This window comes from Brevibacillus sp. FSL K6-2834, assembly GCF_038592925.1.
Taxonomy (GTDB): domain Bacteria; phylum Bacillota; class Bacilli; order Brevibacillales; family Brevibacillaceae; genus Brevibacillus; species Brevibacillus borstelensis.
On record NZ_CP151945.1, the window covers coordinates 4,385,788 to 4,406,449 of the forward strand.

The 20,662-nt window shown below is 55.2% G+C and carries 15 protein-coding genes; 1 reads left to right on the plus strand and 14 read right to left on the minus strand.

The features are described from left to right. Positions 1–108 precede the first annotated feature (108 nt). The 5 genes from NST96_RS21470 to NST96_RS21490 all read right to left on the minus strand — a co-directional run bounded on the left by NST96_RS21470 (position 109) and on the right by NST96_RS21490 (position 5,936). On the minus strand, positions 109–864 hold the full coding sequence (locus tag NST96_RS21470) for a glucose 1-dehydrogenase (protein ID WP_003389599.1): 756 nt from the start codon (positions 862–864) through the stop codon (positions 109–111). A 6-nt stretch (positions 865–870) separates the two neighbouring features. Then, on the minus strand, positions 871–1,308 hold the full coding sequence (locus tag NST96_RS21475) for a MarR family transcriptional regulator (protein ID WP_003389600.1): 438 nt from the start codon (positions 1,306–1,308) through the stop codon (positions 871–873). A gap of 295 nt (positions 1,309–1,603) precedes the next feature. Beyond that, positions 1,604–3,019: a Na+/H+ antiporter NhaC family protein gene (locus NST96_RS21480; protein ID WP_003389601.1), complete on the minus strand. Its 1,416-nt coding sequence runs from the start codon at positions 3,017–3,019 to the stop codon at positions 1,604–1,606. Between the two features lie 39 nt (positions 3,020–3,058). Continuing rightward, positions 3,059–4,168 (minus strand): alanine dehydrogenase, encoded by a 1,110-nt coding sequence (locus NST96_RS21485; RefSeq protein WP_039070661.1) that lies wholly within the window; start codon positions 4,166–4,168, stop codon positions 3,059–3,061. A 247-nt stretch (positions 4,169–4,415) separates the two neighbouring features. Continuing rightward, entirely contained in the window at positions 4,416–5,936 is a 1,521-nt protein-coding gene (locus tag NST96_RS21490; protein ID WP_039070660.1) for a sigma 54-interacting transcriptional regulator, read from the minus strand. A gap of 186 nt (positions 5,937–6,122) precedes the next feature. Between NST96_RS21490 and aspA the strand changes: the two genes are divergently transcribed. Further along, on the plus strand, positions 6,123–7,550 hold the full coding sequence (aspA, locus tag NST96_RS21495) for an aspartate ammonia-lyase (RefSeq protein WP_003389605.1): 1,428 nt from the start codon (positions 6,123–6,125) through the stop codon (positions 7,548–7,550). A 195-nt stretch (positions 7,551–7,745) separates the two neighbouring features. On the opposite strand, the gene NST96_RS21500 is transcribed toward aspA, so the two are convergent. The 9 genes from NST96_RS21500 to NST96_RS21540 form a co-directional block, all read right to left on the minus strand. Continuing rightward, positions 7,746–9,035: an MFS transporter gene (locus NST96_RS21500; protein WP_024983432.1), complete on the minus strand. Its 1,290-nt coding sequence runs from the start codon at positions 9,033–9,035 to the stop codon at positions 7,746–7,748. A gap of 139 nt (positions 9,036–9,174) precedes the next feature. Further along, complete coding sequence (locus NST96_RS21505; protein ID WP_342404540.1) at positions 9,175–9,600, minus strand: MarR family transcriptional regulator; 426 nt, start codon at positions 9,598–9,600, stop codon at positions 9,175–9,177. A gap of 230 nt (positions 9,601–9,830) precedes the next feature. Beyond that, positions 9,831–11,093 (minus strand): ATP-binding protein, encoded by a 1,263-nt coding sequence (locus NST96_RS21510; protein WP_003389608.1) that lies wholly within the window; start codon positions 11,091–11,093, stop codon positions 9,831–9,833. Continuing rightward, a complete protein-coding gene (locus NST96_RS21515) occupies positions 11,086–11,772 on the minus strand; it encodes a response regulator transcription factor (RefSeq protein WP_003389609.1) in 687 nt (228 codons plus the stop codon). The genes NST96_RS21510 and NST96_RS21515 overlap by 8 nt, the downstream gene beginning before the upstream one ends. Positions 11,773–11,852: 80 nt before the next feature. Then, positions 11,853–14,984: an efflux RND transporter permease subunit gene (locus tag NST96_RS21520; protein ID WP_342404543.1), complete on the minus strand. Its 3,132-nt coding sequence runs from the start codon at positions 14,982–14,984 to the stop codon at positions 11,853–11,855. Between the two features lie 9 nt (positions 14,985–14,993). After that, a complete protein-coding gene (locus NST96_RS21525) occupies positions 14,994–16,385 on the minus strand; it encodes an efflux RND transporter periplasmic adaptor subunit (protein WP_024983435.1) in 1,392 nt (463 codons plus the stop codon). Between the two features lie 183 nt (positions 16,386–16,568). Beyond that, on the minus strand, positions 16,569–17,657 hold the full coding sequence (locus NST96_RS21530; RefSeq protein ID WP_039070654.1) for a hypothetical protein: 1,089 nt from the start codon (positions 17,655–17,657) through the stop codon (positions 16,569–16,571). A gap of 396 nt (positions 17,658–18,053) precedes the next feature. Next, positions 18,054–19,112, minus strand: a complete 1,059-nt coding sequence (locus tag NST96_RS21535; RefSeq protein ID WP_003389614.1) for a tripartite tricarboxylate transporter substrate binding protein — start codon at positions 19,110–19,112, stop codon at positions 18,054–18,056. A 26-nt stretch (positions 19,113–19,138) separates the two neighbouring features. Continuing rightward, positions 19,139–20,656 carry a tripartite tricarboxylate transporter permease gene (locus tag NST96_RS21540; RefSeq protein WP_024983437.1) on the minus strand — a complete coding sequence of 506 codons (1,518 nt, stop codon included), beginning with the start codon at positions 20,654–20,656 and terminating at the stop codon, positions 19,139–19,141. Positions 20,657–20,662 lie beyond the last annotated feature (6 nt).

A 20,662-nucleotide genomic window follows, 5' to 3' on the forward strand; every position in this document is an offset into this window, starting at 1 on the left:
AAAAGAAGGCTGTCCCTCAAGCAAGAGCATCTGCTTGGAGGACAGCCTTCTCGGCTAGTTGGCATGAACAGGTTTTGACAAATGGTGTTCGATCGCGGAAACAGCCGCTTACAGCGTGAGACCACCGTCAACAACGACGATAGAGCCTGTCATGTAGGACGCGCCCGGGGAAGCCATGAAAGCGACCACACTCGCGATTTGATTCGGATCAGCCATGTAGCCGATGCGCGGGAATTGGATTTCCGGAACATTTCCGGTTTCTTTGATCGTTTGCTCAAAACCGGCTACCAGGTTGGTCGCTACGCCGCCAGGGCAGATGGCATTGATGCGGACGCCGGTTTTCGCGTATTCCATCGCAGCGGACTTGGTCAGGCTGACGACTGCGTGCTTGGAAGCGGAGTAAACGCCCAGGCTGTGCTCGGGCTTCACGCCTGCCGTGGATGCCGTGTTGATGATCACGCCGGAGCCTTGCTTTTCCATTACTTTGATGACGTATTTCATGCCGAGGAACACGCCTTTGGTGTTTACGGCGAAAATGCGGTCAAACTCGGAATCCGGAATATCTGCGAACAGGTACGGTTTTTGGATGATTCCCGCGTTGTTGAAAAAGACATCGATCCGGCCGAACGTCTCGACCGCTTGATTGACATAGTTTTGCACATCGGCGCTTTCGGCCACGTTTGCTTTTACGAAGATCGCTTCTGCGCCTTTTTCCTTTACGAGCGCGAGCGTTTCTTCACCGAACTGCTCGTTGAAATCGACCAGTACCAGGCGATAGCCGAGCTCGGCCAGCTTGATCGAAGTCGCGCGGCCCATGCCGCTCCCTGCACCAGTGATTACAGCTACTTGTTGTTGTGTTGTCATGTCATTTCACTCCTTGTCAGGTTGGTAATGCTTGAGGTTGGCAACCATTTTTTCGTAGTGCTGCAGAAGCTGCGTCAATTCCTCGGGAGCAAAGCCGCTCCAAAGCGTTTCCGTCAAATGATGGTACTTGTCCAGAATCCGCTTCAAAACGTCCGACCCGGTCGGTGTGATCTCGAGGAGCGTTACCCGGCGATCCTCTGCGGAGACAGATCGTTTGATATACCCTTTTTTGACCAGCTTGTTGGCCAGATTCGTAACGGCTGGAAGACTGATCTCCAGTTGTGCCGCCACATCCGAGCTCTTTTTTGTTCCCTCGTCCTGCAAGATCTCCAGCATATACACCTGAGAACCGGAAATATCCGGGTCGAGGGCCTTGCCATAGGCCACGATAAACTTGTGCATCATGATGGAAAACTGTTTGGATAGTGACTGTTTTACATCCATGGCAGGCTATACCATCTCCCTAGTTTATTAAAACGTTTAATAGTTAATACTTTTAACTTTTTCAGTTTTAGTCTAAATCATTTGATCAGCTCATGTCAACGTGCCTTGCAAAAAATTCATGAACCGGAGCTTGGCTCCGTTCGACTATATAAATGAGGAGAACATTTGTGAGAGGGTGTTGGATTATCAATGCACAGCTTTCTTCCTGCTAAAAGAAAAGCCGGAGGAATACCCTCCGGTTTTTTTGGTGCGCATTTAACTGTTTGATCTTACCCACAAACGGCAATCACCCGCTCTACACAAACACAAACCCGATCACCAGATACAGCAAAGCCGAGATGACCGCGACTGTCAGCGCGTACGGAAGCTGCGTCTTGACGTGGTCGATGTGGTCAGAAGCCGCTCCTGTGGAGGCGAGGACCGATGTGTCGGACAGCGGCGAGCAGTGGTCCCCGAAGACGCCTCCCCCGGCGACTGCTGCAATCGTGGCGACGACCAGAATGGAAACCTCTCCGCCGGAAAAGGTGAAAGCGAGCGGAGCGGCCAGCGGCATGACGATGGCGAAGGTGCCCCACGAGGTCCCGGTGGCAAAGGAAATGACGGCGCAGGTAATAAAAATCAGGAACGGCAGCAAATGAGGAGTGAGCCAGCCTTCCGTGACGGAAATGATGTAGTGGGCTGTCCCCATGTCTTTGCTGAGCTGGTTGAGCGAAAAGGCAAAAGCCAGAACGAGAATGGCCGGCATGACGCCTTTCATCCCCGCTGTCGCCGTCTTCATGATGTCGGCAAACGGCACCCCTTGAATACGCATGATAATGCCGAGTATGACCGCTGCCGCCAAAAAGGCTTCCATCGTTTTGGCCGACTTCATGGTCATAAAGGTGCCGACGGCGATAGAGATGACGATGATCACCGGCAGGATGAAATTCAGGAACACATTTGTCTTGATTCCCTCGTAAGGAGGCGTGTCGGTCAGCTCCGAGCCCATCAGCGGGTCTGCGCCGTCGCGAAGCACCTTCCCTTCCTCCAATGCCCGTTTCTCCGCCTTTTTCATCGGGCCAAATTCCGGAATGACGCGGAGCGCAAGCAAACCGACGAAGAGAACCGACAGGATGGCGTAAAAGTTGAACGGGATGGTCTTTAAGAACAGGGACATGGCGTCTGCTTCATTGGCGATGGTGCCGACGCCGATCAGCAGGCCGGTAAAGTAGGCCGCCCAGCCCGTAATCGGCACCAGCACGCTGACCGGCGCCGAGGTGGAGTCGGCGATATAGGCCAGCTTTTCCCGGGAGATTCTCGCCTTGTCAGCCAGATTGCGCATCGTCGAGCCGACAAACAGCGGGCTGAAATAGTCGCTGAAGAACACGAACATGCCCAAAAACCAGGCGACAAGCTGTGTTTTCACACGTGTGAACCGCCTGCGCTCCAGCATCAGTGTTACATTCTGGATCGCTCCGGTCCGCTGGAAAAATGCGATCATCACGCCGATAAACAGCTCCAGGAGCAACAGTCCGGAAAAGCTGGTCGTACCGAGCGCGGTTTTCAGCAAGGCGGGAAATCCCATCAGGCCTTGTCCCGACAGCAGGATGCCGAGAAAACAGGCTACTGCAAGCGAAAACACGGTGTTTCTGGTCCAAAACGCGAGAATGACAGAGACCGTCGCGGGAACCAGCGAAATGATGCCGAGATGAACTGCTTCTGTCGCCTCCATAGACAGCACTTCCCCCTTTTTTCCTTTTGTTTGTAAATGCTATTTCGCCGGCAAGCCGAGCAGTTCTTCTGCTGTCGTACGCTCGCGCTGCTGGATCAAAGCGGTTTCCTCATGAGTCAATATCCCTTTGTACGACGTCAATCCCCGGCGCAGATACGGATTGCGACGAGCTGCCTCGTCCGCTCCGTGGTCGGCAATCGACTTGATGTGCGGAAATACGGATGCCGCATAAGCAATCGAAGTCGTATGAGGGGCAGCGCCCGGAATGTTGTCGACGCCGAAGTGGATAATGCCGTCGACTTCATAGACAGGCTCCTCGTACGTCGTCGGTCTGTATGTCTCCACTGCTCCGCCGACGTCTGCGCTAATGTCGACGATAACCGCCTTTTTGCGCATGAGCTGCAGCATATCGCGTGTGATCAGATGGTCCTTGCGGTGCTTTGGCCATTTGACGCAGTTCATCACCAAATCGACGTGAGGCAGCACCTGGCGGATGTTGCTCCGGTTGGAAAACATCGTGTCTACCCCTTTTGGCAGCAAATACTGCGCTTCCCGAAGGACGCCGATATTCACGTCCATCATTGTTACCCGAGCTCCAAGCGAGGAGAGGACATTGGCTGCGCTGCGTCCGACAATTCCCGCACCGATGACGAGCGCCTGGATGCCGGGTACGCCTCCGATGCCGCCGACAAGCTTGCCCATCCCGCCATTCACGCTAAGCAAATAATGGGCGCCCCAGAGCGCTCCCAGCTTTCCGGCCACTTCTCCATTGGGAGAGCCGTACTGATGCGTATCCTCGGCGGTAAAGGCGATGACCTTTTTGTCCAGCAGTACATCCACCTCTTCCCGGTTGGCAGCGGGATGAAGGCAAGTAAACAGGATTTGTCCTTCCCGCAGCAGGTGGTATTCCTCCGGCAAAATCTCTTTTACCTTTACGATCAGCTCCGCTTCGGCGTAGATTTCCTCCATGCCGTCTCTCAGCTCGGCGCCCGCTTCGGCATAGGACTGATCGGGAAACCCGGCATTTTCGCCTGTCCCTTTGCCGATCAGGACGGTGTGGCCGCCGCCGGTCAATTCGGCCACTTCCGTCGGGGTAAGCACGACGCGCGACTCCCCCGGCTTCAATTCTTTAAACGTTCCGATAATCATGGAAGGCATCCTCCTTGTTTGCAAATGCAATGATGCCGTCTTCTCAAAGCAAGGACCATGCCAGCCATTTTGTGGAATATTCTCAAAAAAAAGACGGGCATCTCTCCTTTTTCGGGAGGATACACCATCTATCGAAAGGAAAATTCCAGTTTCATTCGCACAGCGTGTTAATTTTCGGGCACTTCTTTGTACGTTTTTGGGCAGAAGCAAAATTGGCAGAAAATCGATTGGAGCCCCGTTTTTACTGCTATTTGATTTCATAGTCGCGGATTTTGTTTTGCAGCGACTGCCGGGGAATGTTCAGCAAAAGTGCCGCTTTCGAGACATTTCCCCCTGTTTTCGCCAGCGCTCGCCGGATCAGCCGCGTTTCCAGAGAAGCGACCGCTTCCTTGAGAGGCACAAGCTCATCTTGTTCTTCCTGTGCTTCCTGTGCTTCCTGTGCCTCCTGTTTTTCCTGGCCCTCGCCTGCTCCCGTCACTTCCCCGTAATCCTCTCCAATTGTTGCTCCCCACGCTTTTCCTTCCGAAGCGGCTGTCTGTTCGGGTGCCTGCTCGTCCCTCAGGTGGTTCATGATCGGCTCCAAATCGCTGCGTTGAAGCGTTTCGTCACCGTCTTCCTTGAGCTGCAGGGCAAATTCGACGACGTATTCAAACTCCCGGATATTCCCCGGCCAATCGTGCATCTGCAAATACTCGTACACGCCTTTGGCGATGTGGCGGACGCTTTTGCCCATCAGATGGTTGTACTTGTTGATAAAATAGGGCAGGAGCAGCTCGATATCCTCGGGCCGCTCGCGCAGCGGCGGCAGGTGCAAGGCCATCACGCACAGCCGGTAGTACAGGTCTGGGCGGAGCTGTCCATCCTTGACGCACTGACGGGGATGCTTGTTGGTGGCAGCGATCACCCGCACGTCTACTTTGCGGACATGCTTGTCCCCCAGTCTTCGGATGAGGCCATCCTCCAGCACACGCAGCAATTTTGCCTGCAGGGAATGGGGCATCGAGTTGAATTCGTCGAGAAAAATCGTGCCGCCATCGGCCAGCTCGAACAGCCCCGGATTGTCCTCCGCCCCGGTAAAGCTGCCTTTCTTCGTCCCGAACAGGATGCTCTCCATCAGGCTTTCGGGAATGGCCGCACAGTTCTGGGCGATAAAAGGCTTGTGCGAGCGGCCGCTTGCATGATGCAGGGCCTGGGCGAACAGCTCCTTCCCCGTGCCCGTCTCACCGAACAGGCAAAGCGGCGAGCGGCCGCGAGCCATTTTCTTTGCTTGCCTCTTCAGCTCCAGCATTTGCTCGTTGCCCGTCACGATATCGTCCAGCGTGTATCTGGCTCCTTCCGGCTGGATATTCGCTTGCTCCGCTTTGCTTGGTATGAACAGGCTGGCGTCCAGTTCGATCAGCTCGTCTACCGGCTCCCCCCGCTTGCTGATATCCTTGGACAGCTCAATCGCCCCGATCACCCGCCCGTTTGTCTTGATCGGCAGCGTAACATTGGTCGTTTCGATTTTTTTGCCGGTAAAATCAATGATTTCCTGACGCTTGCGAAAAGTCGGACGCCCCGTTTTCAGCGCATGGTAGAGTGTACTTGTTTGTTCATTCAGCATAGGAAAGGAAGTAAACAGATTTTCCCCGACGATTTCATCCGTCTTCTCGCTCCCGGATGCGAAGCGGGGGTTGAATTTCACCGAAAAGAGGATCGTTCCCGACGTATCGATGATCGTAATTCCGTCAATATACGTGATCTCCTGCAGCAGCTCAACCCGATGCATGCGGTCCGCCTCCTTGTTCACAAAGATTTATCCCATCTTATCAACACTGATCGGGTTCTACAATCATTTCGATTCGTTCGTTCAATTGATTTAAAGCTACTTCTTTCTTTGAAACTATGTTACGATTTTGATGAAAGTAAACAACGTTGTTTAACATCAAAAATATCCTGTAGGAGTTGTATACACATGGATACAGCAGTAACCAAACGGGTAGAAAAAGACTTCCTCGGCGAAAAAGAAGTGCCGAAACACGCCTACTACGGTGTACAAACGCTTCGTGCCCTGGAAAACTTCCCGATCACCGGATATCGAATCCACGAATCGCTGATCAAGGCGATGGCGATGGTAAAAAAAGCGGCAGCACTTGCCAATATGGAAACGGGCCAGCTCAACCGCCGCATCGGAGAAGCGATCGTTCAGGCGGCACAAGAGATTATCGATGGCAATCTGCACGACCAGTTTATCGTCGATCCGATTCAGGGCGGCGCCGGAACCTCGATCAATATGAACGCCAACGAAGTCATCGCCAACCGTGCGCTGGAGCTTCTCGGCTTTGAAAAAGGCGACTACTTCCAGGTCAGCCCAAATACGCACGTGAACATGTCCCAGTCTACGAATGACGCTTTCCCGACTGCGATCCACATTTCCGTACTGATGATGCTGGACCAGCTACTCGCGACGATGGATAGCCTGCAGGAGTCGTTCTCGCAAAAAGCGAAAGAATTTGACAGCGTTATCAAAATGGGCAGAACCCATCTGCAGGACGCGGTTCCGATCCGTCTGGGCCAAGAATTTGAAGCGTACCGCAAAGTGCTGTCCCGGGACATCCTGCGAATCTCCGGCTCCCGCCAGCATCTGTACGAAGTAAACATGGGCGCGACTGCCGTGGGAACCGGCTTGAATGCGGAGCCGCGCTATATCGAGAGTGTCATCAAGCATCTGGCTTCGATCACAGGCCTGCCGATCAAAGGCGCATCCGATCTGGTCGACGCCACGCAAAACACGGATGCTTACACAGAAGTGTCCGCGGCCCTCAAGGTGTGCATGATCAACATGTCCAAAATCGCCAACGACCTGCGCCTGATGGCTTCCGGACCGCGCGCCGGACTCGGGGAAATCTCCCTGCCTGCCCGTCAGCCAGGCTCCTCCATCATGCCAGGGAAAGTCAATCCGGTCATGGCCGAGGTGGTCAATCAGGTGGCGTTCCAGGTAATCGGAAACGACCACACCATCTGCCTCGCTTCCGAAGCGGGACAACTGGAGCTGAACGTCATGGAGCCGGTGCTTGTCTTTAACCTGCTGCAATCGATCAGCATCATGAACAACGCCTTCCGCGCATTCAAGGAATACTGCCTGGACGGCATCCGTGCCAACGAAGAAGTGATGAAGGCTTACGTCGAGAAGAGCGTGGGCGTCATTACCGCCGTCAACCCTCACCTCGGATACGAAGTGGCGGCACGCATCGCCCGCGAGGCGATTTTGACGGGCAAATCGGTGCGGGAGCTGTGCCTTGAGCACAATGTTCTGACCGAGGAAGAGCTCGATCTGATTCTCGATCCGTACGAGATGACCCATCCGGGAATCGCCGGCGCTTCGCTGTTGTTTAAAGACTAAAGAGATCGCCGTACAAAAACGGAAAAGCTCGTTCGTAAACCATATGCTTTCAAATAGGAAGACCGGCTCCGCCCCGTATCGAGGGGGGAGCCGGCTTTTTGTGTTGTTTTTGCAGACTGTCGGAGCAGGCCGCCTTTTTGAGAAAGGGGCTCTGCAACTCTTTGTGGCTGTAGAGCATGTCCGGCTTCCAAGCCTCTAGCTCTCCGAGGCGACATTCCTTTTGACTCGGGCGGGTTCAGGAAGGAGAAGATTCAACACGGAAGCTCCGACCAGCAAAACCACCGCAATGTAGAATGACATATTGTAATTTTCAGTCTGACTAAACAATAATCCAGGCAAGTAAGCGCCAAGCGCGGAGCCTAGCTGGTGGCTGAGAAACAGCCAGCCGACAATGAAGCCGAGCGACTGCTTGTTGAAGTACTGCGTCGCCAGCATTTGCGTGGGAGCGACCGTCGCAAAGTCGACAAGGCCGAAGGAAATGGAGAACAAAAACAACAGAGACGGATGTGCGGCAAATACCAGCAGCAGCTCGGGATCGCTGACGAACACGAGCAGCAGTACGATAGTTGCAGCCCTTGCCGCATACAGGAGGGCCAGAAATTTTTTATTGCTCCAGCGGTCTGCGACCACTCCCGACAGCAGCGTTCCCAGCGTATTGAAGGCCGCGAGCAGGCTGACCGCCGACCCGGTTACGACCGCGGAAAAGCCGCACAACTGGGCGAACGGGATGAGGTGGGTATCCATCAAACCGGTCGTCGTAAAACCGCAGATAAAAAACGGCAGGATCAGAAACCAGAATCTTCTCGTGCGAAACACGTTTTCCGCCAATTGGCCGCCTGGGCTCTCGTCTGTCCCGTTTTCAGTGCCTTCCGCAGCTCTGTCGCCTCCGATCGGCTGGATACCTTTTTCGGAAGGATGATTGCGCAGCAAAAGCAGCAGGACGGGAAAGACGATCAAAATCAGAAACGCGCCCAATACTGCGACGGCCATCTGCCAGTCATACCAGTGAATCAAAAACAGCGAGGCTGGCACAACGATCATTTGCCCGACGCTGAAGCCGGCTTCCATCAACCCGAAAGCGAGGCCCCGCCTTTCCTGAAACCAGTTTGTCACCACAACGGTGGCTGCCACGTTCGACGCCCCGCCCACTCCGAGCGAAGCGATCACGCCGTACAGAAGAAAAAGCTGCCACGGCGAGGTCACAAAATACGTCAGGGCGATGCTTATCCCGACCAGCAGTGCACTGACTGACAAAATCATCCGAGCGCCGAAGCGGTCGACCAGCTTGCCCACCACCGGCTGGGATATGCCGTATACGATGAAGCTCAGCGTAGAAATGAGTGAGATCGTGCCTCTGTCCATCGAGAATTCGGTCTCCCACGGCTCGATAAAGGCGCCGAAGGAAAGGCGAACGCCCTGGACGGCCAGCAAAGCCAAAAACGTGACAAACAATACAATCCAAGCATAGTGAATCTTTTTCTCCATCTGCTTCTCCCCACTTGTAAAAGATGCTTCTTTGCCGTTCAGGCGTCCGATCCTTGGAGTTGCCCATCTATCCGTCCCTACGGCAGACCGAAAGTCAGTCCATTCGCCGTAAAGGCCATCCGGGCATCCGGACGATGGATTACGCTTCTTTCTCCAATCCGAGCCTGGTCAGCATGCTTTTCAACATCGCAAGCTCTTCTTCCCGAAAAATGGACATGGCCTCCCGGTTTACCTCGTCGCTGATTTCGTTGAGCGGCTTTTCCAATTCTCTCCCCCGCGGAGTCAGGTAAATCAAATTCGTCCGGCGGTCGGTCGGAGACGGCCTGCGCTCGATCAAGCCCATCTGCTCCAGCCGATCCAAGAGGCCTGTAATCGTCGCTCCATCCAGACGGAGCCGGCTGCCCAATTCCACCCCTTTTTGCCCATCCTTCTCCCATAGCACGTGCAGCAGGACAAATTGCACCGGCGTAACCCCGTACGCGCTCAATCGCGCTTTTTCCAGCTGGAAAACCTTCTGGTACGCCTTTCCCAACAAAAAACCAAAGCAGTCCTCGATTCGCTCCATGATGACCCTCCCGTTCATTCCCAAAACTTTTTGAAAAGAATAACATAGGCTCACACGATTTGTACACAAAAAGTTTGTATGCAAATTATTTATGTGCAAATAAAAAGCTTGCTCCTCATGGGAACAAGCTGACATGGCAGAGACTCGGCTTGTCTATGCTCTCATATCCAGTCGATAACCTTATTTGCCGCCGGGCTCGGCTTTGCAAAATGGCATAGAGCCATTTTTCCTCATCCGTGTTTGGCAGGCAGCCAGACGGTAAAGGTGGCCCCTGCCCCTTCCTCGCTCTCGACGCGGATTCTCCCTCCGTGGGCGTCGACGATCCACTTGGCGATGGACAGTCCCAGCCCCGTCCCGTCTGTTTGGCGGGAGCGCATCTTGTCCGCGCGGAAAAAGCGGTCGAACACGTACGGAATGTCTTCCTTGGCGATCCCGATCCCGTTGTCTTTTACAACGAGGGTAATGCCCTGCCCCTCCCGCTTGCAGCTCACCGCAATTTTTCCTTGCTCATTCGAGTATTTGAGCGCATTGTCGAGCAAAATGACGAGCAGCTGCTGAATCCGCTCCTGGTCCCCGTTCAGCTCCAGCGGCTGCTGGATGTCCGTCTCGATTTCGATGCCTCGGACAACAGCCAGCTGCCGGAACGTGTGGACGCTTTTTTGGACCAGCTCATCCATGGCCACCTTTTGCTTGAGGATTTGCAGCTCATTGGAGTCGGAGCGGGCCAGGGTCAAGAGATCGCCGACCAGCTTGTTCAGCCGCCTGGTCTCCTGAATGCTGACCATAATGTGCTCGCTCTCCTCCTCAATCGTCCGCTCCGGAGAGCGAAACAGCCTCTCCAGATTGACCAGAATCACGGAGAGCGGCGTTCGCAGCTCATGGGAAGCGTCCGCGATAAACTGCTGCTGCTTTTCCCAGGAAAGCTGAATCGGAACAAGCGCCCGCTTGGCCAAAAACAGCCCCGCAAACAGCGCGATCAAAATACTGGCAAGACCGCCGATTCCGAGCACATAGAGGAGCGTATCGAGCATCTTCATCTCCGGCTCCAGATTGTAAATCAGCTGAATGTGGCTGACATTTCGGATGAATCCGCGGTCGATGACGCGCTTGTCCGTGGTCATCGTATAGACTCGGTACACCTGCCCGCCGACCGTCACATTTTCGATTTCCTTGCTCCGATCTACGGGATGGAACAGGTTCAAGTCGCCATTTTCAAGCGATTCGCCGTAATCCTTGCTGATCAGCCCGCCCCGGTCGTCCCACAGCAAAAAGACGATGCGCCTGTCGACATCGGGCAGCCGCTTGCGCTCCGGCTTCAGAAACGGAGGCGGCACCTGCACGAACCATTTGCCCGACCGGACCAGCTCTCTGTCCACCTGTGAAAACAAGCGGTACTGAATGGAGAAGTAGAGCGCGCTTCCGAGCGCGTTCAAGAGCAGCACAAACACGATCGTATTCAAAATAACCAGGCGAATCCTCGTCTTTTTAAACATTCTCCTTTTGTCCCTTCAAAATGTAGCCGACATTGCGAATCGTCCGGATGTAGTTGTCGCATCCGTACTCAGCCAGTTTTTTGCGCAAATAATGCACGTACAAGTCGACGATCCCGTAGTTCGCCTCCGAATCGATCCCCCAGATGCGGTCGAAGATTTGATCTCGCGTCAATATTTGCTCCCGGTTGTGAAGAAAATACTGCAGCAGATCGTATTCCTTTCCGGTCAGCTTCAACGGATGCTCGCCCACGAAGCCGTCGTGTTCATTTGTCTTCAGCGAAATCGGCCCGTAGGATACTTCTCCGTCGGCCGAATACTTGCCGTTTCTTCTCAGCAGCGCTCTCGTGCGGGCCAGCAATTCCTCCACGGCAAAAGGCTTGACGAGGTAATCATCAGCCCCGGCGTCCAGACCTTCGACCCGCGACTCTACGCTGTCTTTGGCGGTGAGGAGCAGAACCGGCGTAAGCTGTCCTTTTGCCCGCAGCTTTTTCACGAGTGAGACGCCATCCAGACCGGGCATCATGATGTCCAGGATGAGCAAGTCGTAGATGCCGCGCTCGGCGAGCAGCAGCCCTTCATCGCCCCGCTCGGCCTTGTCCACCTGATAGCCCTCCTCTTGCAAAACGCCGCAAACCGCTTCCAGCAATGCGCGTTCATCTTCTACTGCCAAAATCCGCATCGTCACACCTCCTGATGCTTCAGAAAGGTGGCACCCGAAGAATGCCACCCCTGTCCATGTTATCTATTCATTATACTATTCTATTTTTCGATGCTCGCCGTTTTCAGCTTCCGCGAAGGCCGGAAGATGTTGGAGAGCTTTTTCAGCCTGCCGGAGAAGTCGTCAAGAATCGTGTAGACGACGGGAATGACGATCAAGGTCAGCATTGTCGAGAATAGCAACCCGCCGATCACGACAGTGGCCATCGGCGATTGGCTTTCTCCTCCTTCGCCGATCCCGAGGGCGAGCGGGAAGAGGCCCAGCACCGTACACAGCGTCGTCATCAAAATCGGCCGCAGCCGGATCGGCGAAGCGGTCAGGATCGCCTCGCTCCGCTCCATCCCCTGCCTGCGGAGAATGTTGATAAAGTCGATCAGAACGATCGCATTTCGGACGACGATCCCGGTCAAAAGGATGATCCCGATAAAGGCGGGAATGCTCAGTGTCCGTCCGGTCATCCACAAGCTGAAGCTCGCGCCGAAGAAAGACAGCGGCACGGACAGCATGATCGACAGCGGATAGACGAGCGACTCGAACTGTGCCGCCAGGATGATGTACACAAGCACCACGGCGAGGCCAAAGGCGAGAATCATTCCCTGGGTCGTTTCATCCAGCTGCTGGTTTTGCCCTTGCTGCTCGATGACGTAGCCGGGCGGCACAGGGAAGTTTGCTACGACTCGATTGACTTCCTCGGCGACGCTGCCCAAATCTCTTCCCGGAGCAAGCATCCCCGTCACATTGACCACCCGGGCCTGATTGTAGCGCTGGATGGCTTGCGGTCCCCCGGCAATGGCGACGGTCGCCACATCCTTCACCTGGACAACCTCTCCCTTCGGAGTGGTGATCAGCAGGTTTTCGATATCCTGCATGCTGGCCTGCCCTTCCTTGTCGAGCTTCAAGGTGATGTCGATCTCGCTTCCCCCCGCCTCCATCCGGGTCGCCACCTGATCGCGCAAGGCGGTCTGGATCGTACTGGTCAGAGACGACTGGGTAATGCCGAGACCAGCCGCCTTGATGCGGTCAAGCTTGATCTGGATCTCCGGCCGGGACTCCTCCAGCGTATTGTCCGCCTCGCGGATGCCGTCCACCTCGCTGATAGCGGCAGTCAACCTTTCGGCGAGATCCTTCAAGGTCGCCTCATCATTTCCCCGCAGCGCGTAGGAAATCGGCGAAGATCCGCCGGAAAAGCCTTGTCCGCCCATACCGGGAAGCATCATGCCGCCAGTCTCGCTGATCCGTACGCGCGCTCCCGGGAAGCGGTTCAGTTTGTTCCGCAGATCGTCTACGACCTCTGCTGTCGTCCGGCTGCGCTCTGACGAATCGGACAGGATCAGCAAAAAGGAAGCCGCCGAGCTGTTCGCGTTGCCGCCGCGGGTTGCGTTGGCGCTGCCCAGCGTGGAGAAGATCGTCTTCGCTTCGGGGACATGTGACACGATCTCATTTGCTTTCGTCAGGACTTCTCTCGTTTTTTCCAGCTCCGTCCCGTTCGGCAAGGAGATGGAGATGTTGACCTGTCCCTGATCCGATGTGGGCATCACTTCCATGCCGATAAAAGGTACGAGCCCCGCGCCGGCGACCAGCGAGGCGAGGCCTATCGCGATGACGCTCTTACGGTGGCCGAGAGACCAGGCCAGGACTCGCTTGTAAAATTGGACCAGCCTGCTTTTCGCGTCTGCTTCCTCGTGACTTAGCTTTTTCGCATGTGAAGCCGTCCATTTGGCCGCGAGCATCGGCGTGACGGTCAGCGACACCACCAGTGAAGCCAGCAGGACAAACGAAACGGTTACGCCCATATCCTTAAACAACTGTGCCGTCACGCCTTCGACAAAGACGATCGGGAAAAACACGGCAACCGTGGTCAATGTAGCCGCGATCACGGGCATCGCCACTTCCTTCGTGCCCGAGACAGCCGCTTCCTTGATGGACAGTCCTTTTTCCCGGTGGCGGTGAATGTTTTCCAGCACGACGATGGCATCGTCCACGATCATCCCGATGCCAAGGGTAAGCCCGCCCAGACTCATCGTGTTGATCGACATATCGGTAAAAAACATCAGGGCAAACGTGGCGATGACGGAGATCGGAATCGCTGTGCCGATGATCAGCGTGTTGCTTGTGCTCTTCAGGAAAAACCAGATGATAAAGATGGCCAAAATGCCCCCGATCAGCGTATCGTGGACAAGCGTATTGATCGATGCGCGAATAAAGGCAGATTGATCGGAAATGCTGAACACCTTCAGATTGGCGGACAGAGTGCCTTGCAGCTTCTCCAGCTCCTGGTTGATTTGATCGACGACGGCAACTGTATTGGTGCCGGACTGCTTCATGATGGAAAGGGTAACCGTCGGCTGCCCGTCCATTTTGCTCTCGATCGTTACGGCTTTATAGCCATCCGTGATGAGTGCGACATCCTCCAGAAATACCTGGCCTTCGCCGCGCAGCGGTATGGATACCTTCTTGATGTCATCGATAGAGGCGAGCTTGCCGACAGAGCGAACCGTATAAGTAGTCCCGCCCTCTGTGATGGTGCCGCCCGGCGAATCGATATTCTGGTTGCGGAGCTGCTGGCTGATGTCGGCCAGCGTAATACCGTATTGCTCCAGCTTGCCGGGATCGACCCGGACCGTGATTTCCCGCTCCAGTCCGCCGGACACGGTCACAGACGCGACGCCGTCTACCCGTTCCAGATAGGGCACGATTTGCTCATCCACAAAAGAGCGCAGCTGGTCAGCGCTCATCTCGGAGGAGAGAGCCAGAGTCAATACCGGTGAGCTGTTTGGGTCAAAGCGCATCACTGTCGGGGAATCGGCATCATCCGGCAGCGACCTTCTGGCCCGTTCCACCTTCTGCTGAATCTCGGCGACGGTCCCGTCAATATCCGTTCCGTAGCCAAACTCGACGATGACCTGTGACGTGCCTTCGCGGGAGATGGACGTGACCGACTTGATGCCTGCAACCGTCGCCACAGCCTGCTCGATCGGCTTGGTCACCAGATTTTCCATCTCTTTCGGGCCGACCCCCGAGTAGCTCGTCGATACGGCCACAGTCGGTATTTCAATCGGCGGATAAAGATCGATCGGGATTCGCGTCAAGGAGAGGATTCCCAAAATTACGACCATGAGAATGCCCATCATCACGGTCACCGGACGACGAATCGAATGATCAGAGATATGCATGGGGTTCACCTATCCTTTTGGTCTTGCCGGACGCTCTTGATTTTCCGATCCGTTTGTCGGTGCGTTTTGCGGGTTTTCCGGGTTTTGTTGATTCTGCGGGCCCCGCTGGCGCTTTCCGCTATTTTCCTGCTTGCCTGCATCCTGCGAAGCGGCGGACTGGTTTGGATCAATGACGACAACAGACGATCCGTCTGCAAGCGTGTTCTGCCCCTTGACCACGACCTCTTCACCGCCGGAAAGTCCTTCGAGGATTTCGACCCGCTCCCCGTCCGATTCTCCGCGCTTGACCGGGACGAGCTTTGCTTTCTGCTCTTGGACGATGTAGACATAGTCCTCATTTTCCCGGGAGATAATCGCTTCGCGGGGAACGATCAACGCATCATGCGGCTTGCCTGTCATCTCGATGGAAGCGATCATGCCTGCCTTGAGCTTCAGACTCGGATTGGCGATCTCGATTTCGATCGGGTACGACTTGGTCGAGTCTGCCAGCGGACTGACAGAAGCCACCTTTCCTTTCGTCGTGAGCTGAACGGCAGGAACGTTGATCTCGACCTCCTGGCCGTTCTGGAACAGACCGACCTGGCTTTCCGTAGCCTGCGTTTTCACCTTCATCGTCGTCATATTGATGATTTGCGCGATCTCTGTATTGCTGCCGACATTCGCGCCGACAGAAACAGGAAGGGAACCGATCACGCCGTCAATCGGCGCTTTTACGACCAGGTTGGACGCGTTGAGCTGAGCCAGTGCCAGATCGGCCTGGGCCTGCTTCAATGACGCTTGCGCCGATGCGAGCGAAGCGGCGGTCGGTCCCTTTTGATCCAGCTTCAGCTTCTGCTTCTGGTTTTCCAGACTGATCGCGGCACTGTCGAGCGCTGCCTTCGCTTTTTCGTATTCTGCCGCCGAGATGGCTCCCTGCTTGTACAAAGCTTCTGTGCGCTCCAGCTCCTTTTTGGCCGCGTCGTACTTGTTTTGCGAATCGGCAAGCTGATTTTGCGTCTGGGCTACCGTTTCTTCAGGAGTCCCCTCCTTGGCTTCCTCGTATCTCGCTTGCGCAGAGAGAAGAGACGCCTGGGACCGCTGCAACTGGATTTTCGCTTCTTCGCCATCCAGCGTCACGATGGGCTGCCCCGCCTTGACCTGGTCGCCTACGTTTACATGAACCTGGGTAATCCGGCCGCTCGCTTTTGATGTCAGCGCCACCTGGCTTTTCGCCTCCAACCTGCCGCTGAGAGACAGCTTTTGCCCAAACAGCTCCTTGTCTGCTTTTTTCACTTCCACCGGGATGGCCCTCTGTGCGGCTCCTGCCCGTTGTCCCATGCCGCCCTGCTGCGGCGAGCATCCGGCCAACAGGCCAAAAATCGCGAGGATGGCGGCGGTCGTTTTTATTTTGCTGGACCTCAAACTGGCTTCCTCCTTCTTTCTCTACCAAACTGTGACAAATCAACCCGCATGAAAAATCCCTGTCTCTTCCAATTAGGTCTTTGGGTCCAATTAAAGCACGTCTTTTTTTGAAAAAGATTTGAAAAAGGCAGGTGATCGATTCACCTGCCCGAAACTGCTCTCGTTGTGTGGAAGCGGAGGCGCTTAGTTTTCTACGACGACCTTCTCCGGCTTTTCTCCCCGTTTGTGCTCAAGCTGTTTTTGGATGGACTCTGTCAGGTTAGCCTGAAGCTTGTCTGCCTGCTCCTGTGTGATTTTGCCCGCCTTGACTGCCTCGGAAAGCTGGTCTGCGCGCTGTTTTGCCAAAAGGGCGACCACTTCATCCGTATCCACTCCTTGTGCTTCGGCGACTTCTGCCAGCGATTTGCCGGCCTTCAGCTCTGTCTCCAGCTCTTCAGCGGTGAGATTGAGCAGCTTCAGCAGCTCTTCGCTTTTGAAAAATCCGAAGCCGCGCGGGCCGAAGCCTTTATCCTGATGGGTGCTTTCGACCATTTTTTGAATGCGCTCAGACGCGTTTTCGCTCATTTTATCGGCTTGCTCCTGGGTCAGCTTGCCTGCTTTCACGGCCGCTGCCAACTGCTCCTCCTGGTGCTTGGCGATCAGGCTCACGACATCTTCGACGGATACGCCCTGTGTTTTGGCGACGTCTGCGAGAGATTTGCCAGCCTTCAGCTTTGTATCCAGCTCTTCGGCGGTGAGATCGAGCAGCTTCAGCAGTTCTTCGCTCTTGAAGAAAACGAAACCGCCGTGTGGGCCGAAGCCTCTGTCCTGGCGCGTGCTTTCAACCATTTTTTGGATGCGCTCAGCGGCGTTTTCCTTCATTTTATCCGCTTGCTCCTGGGTCAGCTTTCCGGCCTTCACAGCCTCTGTTAGCTGCGCTTCCTCCTGCTCTGCGATCAGTTTGACGACATCCTCTACAGACACGCCTTGTTCTTTGGCCACGTCCGCGAGAGACTTGTCTGCCTTCAGTGCCTCCTTCAACTCGTCTGCGGAGAGGTTCAAGAGCTTCAGCAGGTCTTCGTTTTGATCCAGCCCTTTTCCTTTGAGGAAGAAGCCTTTTCCTTCGCCTCCCTTGAAGCCTTTGATCACAATTTTATGTTGGTCGGCTTTGTTTGCAGCTTGCACAGACGTTGCCTGATCGTTGGTTGCAGCGTATACACCGTTGATCGTTCCTGCACTCAGCACTGCAGCCAGCGCCCCCAGCGCGATTCCCACTTTTGCTTTGCTAAACATATTATCATCCACCTTTCTCGATTTTTCGTCTTGTACCTAGGCACAGCTTTAGTCTAGTCGGGGAAATTTTGATTTGTTTTTGAGAACTGTGGAAAAGTGGGGGAAAAACTGTGGAGGTTTGCGGAGAACAGGTGGAATGCATAAGGACACTGTGCCAGTCGCTTTGAATGGAAACAGGCTTCTCTGACGATCTGGAGACACTGAAACGCTCCCCCGAGCAGGCTGCTTTTGGACGCGGTTTTGCTTTTGGAATGGAGACGGACAGTCCAGTCCCCCCGCAGTGTCCCACCGAACCTGCTGCTGTTTTCTCCTTTTTCATCTCCCCCACCAAAGCCTGTCCGACCACCCCAAAAAAGAGGCTGCGGTGGAGGGAAGTCCCCCACCAGCAGCGTAGATTCATTTCCGTATATTGCTCTTCGTAGCCAGATCGGTATAATACTGGGTCTCCTTCTCAACATCAGCCGTAAACTGTGCCGAATCCGCGTAAGCAGGCTCCACTTGAAGTTCGTGCAGCTTTTTCACAAAGTCGGGGTCACTGGTCATTTTGGCAACGACAGCCTCCCACTTCTTGATGACCGCTTCCGGTGTGCCTTTCGGGAACGACACACCCGTCCACCAGAAAACGGTCAGTCCGTCAATGCCCTGCTCCTTTGCAGTCGGTACATCGGGGAGAAACGGACTTCTTTCTGTCCCGCCGACGGCCAATATCTTCACTTTTTTCGCCTGAAGCATGGGGTTGATTTCCCCGATCGTATGGATAGCCACTACCGCGTGGCCTCCCGCTACCTTCGGAACGGAGTCGGACGCCCCTTTTGTCACGATCATCCGCGTCTTGGCAAAGTCCGCGTCAATCATGTCAAACCATTGAGCTACGCCAAATGCTGAAAAGCCTGCTGGACCTACCGATGTCCAGGTCAACTGATCGGGGTTCTCCTTCGCCCATTGGGAGAAAGCGTGAAAATCGTTCCACGGAGCGTCTTCCTTCACAGCAAAGGCCATCGTTCCTTTCCCGATGCGGGCGGTGTAGATCTGGTCGTTACTGGTGATCAGGGAGTCCTTCATCCCCGCAGTCAGCATCGTCGTGTTGGATACATTGACGGCCAATACGGTATATCCGTCGGGCTTTGCCTGCTTCAGCGCGTATTCCGCGCCTACTGTACCGCCGCCTCCCGGCTTGTTGACCACGACGATGGGCTGGCCCCACTCTTTGCTTACATAGTCGGCGGCAGCCCGGGCTACCAGGTCTACCCCGCCTCCTGCCGAATAAGGGACGATGTATTCAATCTGTCTCGTCGGGTAGGCGGGCTCCGACTGTCCAGCCGATTGATCTGTGGCCGGCTGCTGTGGAACCGCCGGGGATGCAGGCGGCTGGGCCTGCCCGGCACCGCAAGCCGTCGTGGCAACTGCGATCAAGAGAGAAAAAGCGATGCGAAACCAAACATGGGCTGCTTTCAACCAAAATTCCTCCCGTACTTGTGTATCTAGCTGACGTCTATTCCCCGCTCCCGCTCTTCCTGCACCCTCTTTTGCGTCCGCCTGTTCAACACAAGAGAAATGATCAGCAGCGCCGCGGCCGCAACAAGGATCACCGATGAGATCGGGCGCTGCAGGACAATCGCCAGTCCCTCCGCTGACATGGCCGCCGTCTGGATGAGCGACTCCTCGAGGAGCGGTCCGAGGATGAAGCAGAGCACCAGCGGTACCACGGGCCATTTATACGTGGAGAACAGGTACCCGAGCCCGCCAAAAAGAAAGGCGACGAAGACGTCGAACATGCTGTTTCTCACCGAATAGGCCCCGATGGTGCAAAAGATCAAAATGATCGGGGCCATTATTCCATACGGCACTCTCGTCAATTTGACCCACAGCCAGACCATCGGCAGATTGAGCACCAGGAGCATGGCATTTCCCACGAACATGGAGGCGATTACCGCCCAGACGAATGTGGTATTTTGCTCAAAAAGCACGGGTCCCGGCGTGAGACCGTAAATCATCAATCCCGCCAACAGAATGGCGAGCGGCGGTGAAGAAGGGATTCCCAACGAGAACAGGGGAATAAAACCGGCGCTGCTCGTCGCGTTGTTTGCCGCTTCCGGCGCAGCTACCCCCTCCATCGCCCCATGGCCAAACCGTTCCGGGTGTTTCGATACCTTTTTCTCCAGATCATAGGCGAGAAACGACGTAATAGCGGCCGAGCAGCCCGGCAGAAGTCCGAGGAAAAAACCTACGAGTCCTCCCCGCACCATCGGCTTTACGCTTTTTTGCAGATCAGCCTTGGACGGGTAAACGCTCCCCGGATTGCCGATCACCGTCGTCACCCGTTTTTCCTCGATTCCCTTCAATACTTCCGTGATGGCAAACAACCCGATGATAATGCTGATCATATCGAGGCCGCCGACCAGCTTTGCGCTGCCGTAATCAAACCGGGGGACCCCCGTGGAAGGACCCAGTCCGACAAGTGACAGGGCGTACCCGAATGCCCCCATGATGAACGCCTTGAGAAAAGAACCCCCGGAGAGGCTGACCATCAAGGTCAAGGCCAGCACCATCAAGGCCAAGTATTCGGGCGGGCCAAATTTGAGTGCTTGATCCGCCAGGACGGGAGCAAAAAAGACAAGCCCGATCACGCCCATGATTCCAGCCACAAACGAGCCGATAGCCGAGATGCCCAAAGCCGGTCCGCCTTTCCCCTGCTTCGCCAGAGGGTATCCATCCAGACAGGTCGGCACCGAGGACAGCTCTCCCGGAATGTTCAGCAAAATCGCTGTCGTGGAGCCTCCGTACATGGCCCCGTAGTAAATGCCGGCCAGCATGATGATGCCTTGCGTAGGTTCGAGAACAGCCGTAACCGGAAGCAGGATGGCAATAGCTGATGTAGGCCCCAGTCCGGGCAGTACGCCTACAAAGGTCCCGACCAGAGCGCCTAGAGCAGCCATCAACACATTTTCCAGCGTCAGGGCCTCCGCAAAGCCGGACAGCAGAAGATGCAAGGTATCCATAAGCAG

Bases quoted from the DNA above. Each gene is read 5' to 3' on its own strand.
- NST96_RS21470 (WP_003389599.1), bottom strand. From the start codon at position 864: ATGACAACACAACAACAAGTAGCTGTAATCACTGGTGCAGGGAGCGGC.
- NST96_RS21475 (WP_003389600.1), bottom strand. From the start codon at position 1,308: ATGGATGTAAAACAGTCACTATCCAAACAGTTTTCCATCATGATGCAC.
- NST96_RS21480 (WP_003389601.1), bottom strand. From the start codon at position 3,019: ATGGAGGCGACAGAAGCAGTTCATCTCGGCATCATTTCGCTGGTTCCC.
- NST96_RS21485 (WP_039070661.1), bottom strand. From the start codon at position 4,168: ATGATTATCGGAACGTTTAAAGAATTGAAGCCGGGGGAGTCGCGCGTC.
- NST96_RS21490 (WP_039070660.1), bottom strand. From the start codon at position 5,936: ATGCATCGGGTTGAGCTGCTGCAGGAGATCACGTATATTGACGGAATT.
- aspA (WP_003389605.1), top strand. From the start codon at position 6,123: ATGGATACAGCAGTAACCAAACGGGTAGAAAAAGACTTCCTCGGCGAA.
- NST96_RS21500 (WP_024983432.1), bottom strand. From the start codon at position 9,035: ATGGAGAAAAAGATTCACTATGCTTGGATTGTATTGTTTGTCACGTTT.
- NST96_RS21505 (WP_342404540.1), bottom strand. From the start codon at position 9,600: ATGGAGCGAATCGAGGACTGCTTTGGTTTTTTGTTGGGAAAGGCGTAC.
- NST96_RS21510 (WP_003389608.1), bottom strand. From the start codon at position 11,093: ATGTTTAAAAAGACGAGGATTCGCCTGGTTATTTTGAATACGATCGTG.
- NST96_RS21515 (WP_003389609.1), bottom strand. From the start codon at position 11,772: ATGCGGATTTTGGCAGTAGAAGATGAACGCGCATTGCTGGAAGCGGTT.
- NST96_RS21520 (WP_342404543.1), bottom strand. From the start codon at position 14,984: ATGCATATCTCTGATCATTCGATTCGTCGTCCGGTGACCGTGATGATG.
- NST96_RS21530 (WP_039070654.1), bottom strand. From the start codon at position 17,657: ATGTTTAGCAAAGCAAAAGTGGGAATCGCGCTGGGGGCGCTGGCTGCA.
- NST96_RS21540 (WP_024983437.1), bottom strand. From the start codon at position 20,656: ATGGATACCTTGCATCTTCTGCTGTCCGGCTTTGCGGAGGCCCTGACG.